This is a genomic window from Deinococcota bacterium (genome assembly GCA_030858465.1).
In the GTDB taxonomy this organism is placed as follows: domain Bacteria; phylum Deinococcota; class Deinococci; order Deinococcales; family Trueperaceae; genus JALZLY01.
The window spans coordinates 1-5,856 of record JALZLY010000001.1; the positions used below are offsets into that span (position 1 = coordinate 1).

7 protein-coding genes are annotated in these 5,856 nt (G+C 64.5%); 4 read left to right on the plus strand and 3 right to left on the minus strand.

Annotation, left to right across the window (positions count from 1 at the left end; all coding sequences use genetic code 11):
* Nucleotides 1–13 precede the first annotated feature (13 nt).
* From M3498_00005 to recO, 3 genes are all read left to right on the plus strand, one after another.
* Nucleotides 14–298, plus strand: coding sequence for a hypothetical protein (locus M3498_00005; protein MDQ3457678.1), 285 nt, complete (start codon nt 14–16; stop codon nt 296–298).
* A gap of 139 nt (nt 299–437) precedes the next feature.
* Nucleotides 438–608 carry a DUF1328 domain-containing protein gene (locus tag M3498_00010; protein ID MDQ3457679.1) on the plus strand — a complete coding sequence of 57 codons (171 nt, stop codon included), beginning with the start codon at nt 438–440 and terminating at the stop codon, nt 606–608.
* Nucleotides 609–712: 104 nt separating this feature from the next.
* Nucleotides 713–1,498: a DNA repair protein RecO gene (gene recO / locus M3498_00015; GenBank protein ID MDQ3457680.1), complete on the plus strand. Its 786-nt coding sequence runs from the start codon at nt 713–715 to the stop codon at nt 1,496–1,498.
* Nucleotides 1,499–1,504: 6 nt separating this feature from the next.
* On the opposite strand, the gene wecB is transcribed toward recO, so the two are convergent.
* The 3 genes from wecB to upp form a co-directional block, all read right to left on the minus strand.
* Nucleotides 1,505–2,641: a UDP-N-acetylglucosamine 2-epimerase (non-hydrolyzing) gene (gene wecB, locus M3498_00020; GenBank protein ID MDQ3457681.1), complete on the minus strand. Its 1,137-nt coding sequence runs from the start codon at nt 2,639–2,641 to the stop codon at nt 1,505–1,507.
* Nucleotides 2,641–3,762 carry an undecaprenyl/decaprenyl-phosphate alpha-N-acetylglucosaminyl 1-phosphate transferase gene (locus M3498_00025; GenBank protein MDQ3457682.1) on the minus strand — a complete coding sequence of 374 codons (1,122 nt, stop codon included), beginning with the start codon at nt 3,760–3,762 and terminating at the stop codon, nt 2,641–2,643. Before M3498_00025 ends, wecB begins: the two co-directional genes overlap by 1 nt.
* 169 nt (nt 3,763–3,931) lie before the next feature.
* Nucleotides 3,932–4,594: a uracil phosphoribosyltransferase gene (upp, locus tag M3498_00030; GenBank protein ID MDQ3457683.1), complete on the minus strand. Its 663-nt coding sequence runs from the start codon at nt 4,592–4,594 to the stop codon at nt 3,932–3,934.
* Nucleotides 4,595–5,054: 460 nt separating this feature from the next.
* On the opposite strand from upp, the gene M3498_00035 reads away from it, so the two are divergent.
* Entirely contained in the window at nt 5,055–5,843 is a 789-nt protein-coding gene (locus tag M3498_00035; protein ID MDQ3457684.1) for an ion transporter, read from the plus strand.
* Nucleotides 5,844–5,856: the final 13 nt, after the last annotated feature.

The window sequence follows — 5,856 nt, forward strand, 5'->3', positions numbered from 1 at the left end:
GCGCCCTTGACCCGTGGAAACGCTCAACCTCATCGACCTCGCCAAGGCGGCCGGAGGCGGGCTCCGGCCGGTGCCCGGCACCGGCTTCGAGGTACAGGCGCTGCTCACTCCCAGGGGCGAGACGCTCGAGCGCGAGCTGTGGCTGCTCGTCTTGCAGGGCGAGCTCCTTATCGACCTGCCGCACGGCGACTTTCGCCACCTGAGGCGCGGCGACAGCCTGAGGCTCGAGGCGGGCCTGAAGGTCACCCTGAAGATCACCCTGACCCCGCTCGGCGAGACGGTGCTGCTTCGCGGCTGAGTCCCTCGCCCTAGCTAAGACCGGCGCTCTCGCAAAAACTGAGACATCAAAGCCTGAGATATTAATGAGGCTTACCAAAATTTTGCCGCAACTTGAGTATAACCAAGGCAGTGATCAACACTCGATTGGAGGAACCGTTATGCTACGCTACGCCATAATCTTTCTCGTCATCGCCATCATCGCCGCCATTTTCGGCTTCGGCGGTATCGCCGGCACCGCATCCACCATCGCCGTGTGGTTGTTCTGGATTGCCGTCATCATCTTCGTCGTCACGCTGATCATGGGCTTGGTAAGCGGACGAAGGCCCTAAAGCCGCAGGTCGGTACCTAGCCGAGCGACAAAGCAAACTCACAGGCCCTGCTGCGACAGTAGGGCCTTTTCCCTGCGGTCGGGCTGCTTTTGGTAAGCTGATATGTGGCACAGCGCTATCACTTACGGGAGGGCATCATCATCCGCCGCATGGAGCTGCCGAGCGGTGACGTGGTGGTCACGCTCTTTAGCGAGGGCGGCAAGTGGCGGGGCCTGGCCCGCAAGGGCAAGCTGCCCGGCGGCAACCTGGGTCGTTTGAGCCTCTTTCATCACGTCACCTTGCAGCACTACGCCAAAAACGACGAGGACCTCTCGGTCATCACCCAGGTGAGCCTGAACGGCGCGCTCGCCAAGCTGAGCCACCCCGAGGTCTACCCCTTCGCCCATCTCCTGGCCGAACTCGCCGACAAGCTCAGCGCGGACGTGCAGCCCGGTGAGTCGCCCGGAGGGTCGATGTACAGCTATCTGGCCGCCGGACTGCGCGGTCTGGCCCAGCATGACGACCCCGAACGGGTAGCGCTCACCATCGCCTGGAAGCTCCTGCGTCAGGCCGGCCTGACCCCGCGCCTGCAGGGTTGCGCCCACTGCGGCGCGTCCGACCTCGGCGCGAATGGAGCTGCCCCTCGCTTCGATATAGCGGCGGGCGGCGTGACCTGTGGGCGCTGCAACAGCGGCTTGCCGCTCGCCGGGGAGAGCCTGGCGCTCCTGGAGCGGATGGTGCTCGGCACCGTGCGCGAGGCGCTGGAGAGCAGCATAGGCGACCCAGCGGGTAAGCCAGCGGACGATCTGTTCCCCCTCTGGCGCCTGCTATCGCGCTACCTGGCCTATCACGTGGGCGCGCTCAACAGCCTGAGCGGCCTCTCCAGGGCTCAGCTCGAGCCCGCCTCCTGAGCTTCCCTACTGCCCTACTCCTCTACCCTCCGGGCCCCAATCCTCCGGCCGCGCCGCCAGGCCGAGCCGCCAGGCGACCGCTTTGGCAACCCGCAGCCCGGCCCTGCCGTCACCGTAAGGGTTCTCGCGCCCGCGCATGGCCCGGAGCCTCTCGGGGTCCTCCAGGAGCGGCGCGATCACGCCTCGCACCCCCTCGGGGTCGTTGCCCGCCAGCTTGAGAACGCCGGCCGTCACGCCCTCGGGCCGCTCGGTCAGGTTGCGCAGGACCACCACCGGCACCCCCAGCGTCGCGCCGTCCTCTTGCAAGCCGCCCGAGTCGGTGATAATGAGCTCGGACGCCTTCATGAGCGCCAGCATGTCCGAAAAGCTCCAGGGGTCCTCGAGCAGGATGTTGGGCGCCGCCATCGCCGCCCAGACCGCCTCGCGCACGGCGGGGTTCAGGTGGACGGGATAGACGAAGAGGAGGTCGGGTCGAGAGCGGGCGAGGTCGGCTAGGACCCCGGCCAGCGCGCGCATGACCGGCAGGTTCTCGCGGCGATGCATGGTGATGGTCACATAAGGCCCCGGCGGCAGCCGTGCGGGCAGCGTCACCCGCGGCGCCAGGTAATGCACCGCGTCGACCTCGGTATTGCCCGTCACCACCATGCGCGCCTTATCCTTGCCCTCTGCCAGTAAATTGCGCCTGGCCAGCGGCGTCGGCGGCAGGTCGAGGTCGGTCAGGACGTCGGTGAGGCGGCGGTTGGCCTCCTCGGGAAAGGGCTCCGCCAGGTCGTGGCTGCGCAGGCCGGCCTCGACGTGGCCGAGCGGAATGCCCTCGTAAAAGGCCGCCAGGGAGACGGCGAAGGTGGTCAGGGTGTCGCCGTGGACGAGGACGTAGTCGGGCCTGAGCTCGCGCAGCGCAGCCGCCGCCCGCGGCACGATGCGGGCAATGAGCTCGGGCAGGGTCTGGCGGGCGCTCATCACCTTCAGGTCGGCGTCCGGCAGGATGCCAAAGACCCCGAGCACGTCGTCGAGCTGCTCGCGGTGCTGGCCGGTGACCAGGACCAGCGGCGAAAGCCCCTCCTCTTCGCGCAAGGCGTAGACGACCGGCGCCATCTTGACGGCCTCGGGGCGCGTCCCGAAGGCCACGCAGACGCGCTTCACTAGGGCTGGTCGGTCGCGGCCGGGACCGGCCCCTCGACGGAGCGGCGCTCGCGGCCGGACTCGCGCACGCGCAGGGCACTGGTGGTGGCGAGCAAGATGACCGACGACAGGACGGTCAGGTAGATGAGCGCGCTGGGCGTCTGAGCGATCAGCATGCCCAGCGCGCCGAGGCCCAGGGTCGCCAGCCACAGGACCAGGACGGTGAAGCGCTGCGAACCGCTGCGCAGCCTGATCAGGTCGTGGATGTGATCGTTGGCCGCTCGCGCGGGGTTGGCGCCGCGCGAGAGCCTTCTCACCGTCACCTGGGTGATATTGAGGACCGGCAGGGCGAGAATCAGAATCGGCGCCGCCACGGTGACGGCCGCCGTGACCTTCAAGGCACCCAGGATGCTCACGGCGGCGAGCACGTAGCCGATCATGTAGGCGCCGGCGTCGCCCATGATGATCTTGGCGGGGTTGAAGTTGTGGCGCAAGAAACCCAAGGAGGCCCCGGCCAGGGCGGCCAGGAGCAAGACCGTCGCGCCCTGGTCGGGGAGCTGCACGGCGACGGCTAAGATGCTCAAACTCGAGATCGCCGCCATCCCCGAGGAGAGGCCGTCCAAGCCGTCGATGAAGTTGAAGGCGTTGGTGAAGCCGACGACCCATAACAGGGTGATGAGCACAGCCAGGGTCTCGCCGAAAAAGAGGTAAGGCGAACCCTCGAAAAAGTAGTTGGTGACGAAGTCGATCCTCACGCCGTTGACGACCAACAGGCCGGCGGCCACGAACTGCGAGAGCAGGCGCATGAAGGGCGGCAGCTCCCAGATGTCGTCCATGAAGCCGACCAGGGTCATCAGGGCGGCGCCGAGCATGATGGCCCAGAGTTGCAGGCGGTAGGGCTCTGAGCGCTCGCCGAAAAAGGCGCTCGCCACCAGCACCGCCAAGACGAAGCCCGCGAAGATGGCCAGGCCGCCCACGTTGGGCAGGGCGCCCTGGTGAACGCGCCGACCGCCGCCGTGCTGCACCGCGCCGATGCGCAGCGCAAAGGCGCGCACCCGGGGCGCAAGGAGCGACACCGCCGCCAGCGCGACAAGGAAGGTGAGGAGGATCGCCGGCAAGAAGGTCAGCAGGGTCTGGCGCACAGGCTCATTCTACTTTCCGGGCCGAGACGAGACAGCGAAGCTTTCACATTTGGCCCCTCTACTTGGCGCCCCTCTACTTGGCGCCCCTCTACTGGTGCCCCTCTACTGGTGCCCCTCTACTTGGCGCCCCTCTACTGGTGCCCCTCTACTGGTGTCCCTCTGTACCCCTCTACTTGGTGCCGTAGATGCGGTCGCCGGCGTCACCCAGGCCGGGCACGATGTAGCCGTGGTCGTTCAGCCTGGTGTCCTGGGCGGCCACGATAATCTCGACCTCGGGGTGCTGGCGCGCGATCACCGCGACGCCCTCGGGCGCGGCGATGATGCAGAGCAGCTTGATACTCTTGGCGCCCAAGTCCCTCAGGATGGTAATCGCCGCGGCGGCGCTGCCGCCCGTCGCCAGCATGGGGTCCAGGACGAAGATGTCGCGCTCGGCGATGTCGGCGGGCAGCTTGTTGTAGTACTCGACGGGTTTTAGGGTCGCGGGGTCGCGGTAGAGGCCGATGTGGCCCACCCGGGCGCTCGGCACCAGGGTGAGGATGCCGTCGGCCATGATCAGGCCCGCGCGCAAGATGGCCACCAGCGCCAGCTTCTTGCCGCTCAGGCGCCTCACCTGCGCGCTAGCGACGGGCGTCAGGACGCGGGCCTCCTCGAGCGGCAGGTCGCGCATCGCTTCAAAGGCCATGAGCATGCTGATCTCGGTGCAGAGCGCCCGGAAGTCGCGCACGCCCGTCGCCTTGTCGCGAAGGATCGCCAGCTTGTGCTGGATGAGCGGGTGATCCATGATGGTGAGGCTCGAGGGCCCGGACAGGTCGGAGGGGGACGGATCGGTCATAACGGCTCCAGGCTACCACGCCGGGGTCGGGTCTCGAGGGGTCAGAAGCCGGACCGGGCGACCTTCTACGAGCTTCAAGAGGGCGTTACAATCCCCCACCTCTTGGGAATGGGAGCTAAAGCTGGACGACGCGGCGGAGGCTCTGTCCGCCCTAATTTGACGGGCGTGCCCAGAACGGCAGTTCCGGCGCCACCTGCTGATAAAGAGCCGCGGGTGAGCTTGGCAAGGCGGTGTCGGTCTGGTACGCTGATGATGGTCTTTGCAGAAGGTGTTGAGGGGAAGGTCGGATGGGGCTTAGCCTGGGCAATGACAATTCGACTATGCACGGGGCGCCATGGCGAGTGTCACGACGGTATAGACAGCCTCGACGCTACTACGGTTCCGACAGAGAAGGACGTGCTCGGTTCATGTTCTGGCTGAGGATTGCCTTCGTCTTCATGACCGGCGCTTATTTAAGCCAATGACCAAACAAAGATGGTTCGAAATTCTTGAATCAACAGACCGGCCTGATCAGATTAGCCGCAAGTTCAATGCCTTTATTTTCGCTCTGATTCTACTCAATGTACTTGCTGTCGCCATTGAAACCATCGAGCCGGTAAGGGAGCAATACGAGACCTTTTTTCAAGGCTTCGAGCTTTTCTCGGTAGTCGTCTTTTTAATTGAGTATCTTTCGAGGCTTTGGGTAGCCGACCTAAAACCACAATTCCAAACGACAAGATACCCGCGCTTGGCTTATGCGTTCACCCCTCTAGCCATCGTTGACCTTCTAGCCATCCTCCCCTTCTTCCTAACAGGGCTCACCATCGAACTAAGATTACTGCGAGTTTTCCGCCTCTTCCGCCTGGTCCGCGTCATGAAGATAGACCGATACTCGAACGCGATTCGCACCCTGGGGGCGGTATTCAAATCCAGGAAAGAGGAGCTTATTGTTTCACTTTCTATAGTGCTAGTCGTGCTACTTCTAGCGTCGAGCTTAATGTACGTCGTAGAAAGCGAGGCTCAACCTGAAGCGTTTGCAAATATCCCCGAAGCGATGTGGTGGGGAGCAACTATGCTAACTACTACCGGCTACGGAGATGTTTACCCGGTCACTAGCTTAGGTAAATTTTTGGGGGCAATTATAAGCATTTTTTGCCTTGGTGTGTTCGCCCTCCCGGCGGGCATCATAGCCGGTGGGTTCGCCGAAGAGATACGGAAGCGTCAGGCCAAGGCGCTTTGCCCACGTTGCGGAAGGGAGCTCAAGTCGTGACCTGTCCCTACCC

What these genes read in the sequence shown, in the direction of transcription:
- M3498_00010 (MDQ3457679.1), top strand. Translation starts at nt 438, where the DNA reads ATGCTACGCTACGCCATAATCTTTCTCGTCATCGCCATCATCGCCGCC.
- upp (MDQ3457683.1), bottom strand. Translation starts at nt 4,594, where the DNA reads ATGACCGATCCGTCCCCCTCCGACCTGTCCGGGCCCTCGAGCCTCACC.
- M3498_00035 (MDQ3457684.1), top strand. Translation starts at nt 5,055, where the DNA reads ATGACCAAACAAAGATGGTTCGAAATTCTTGAATCAACAGACCGGCCT.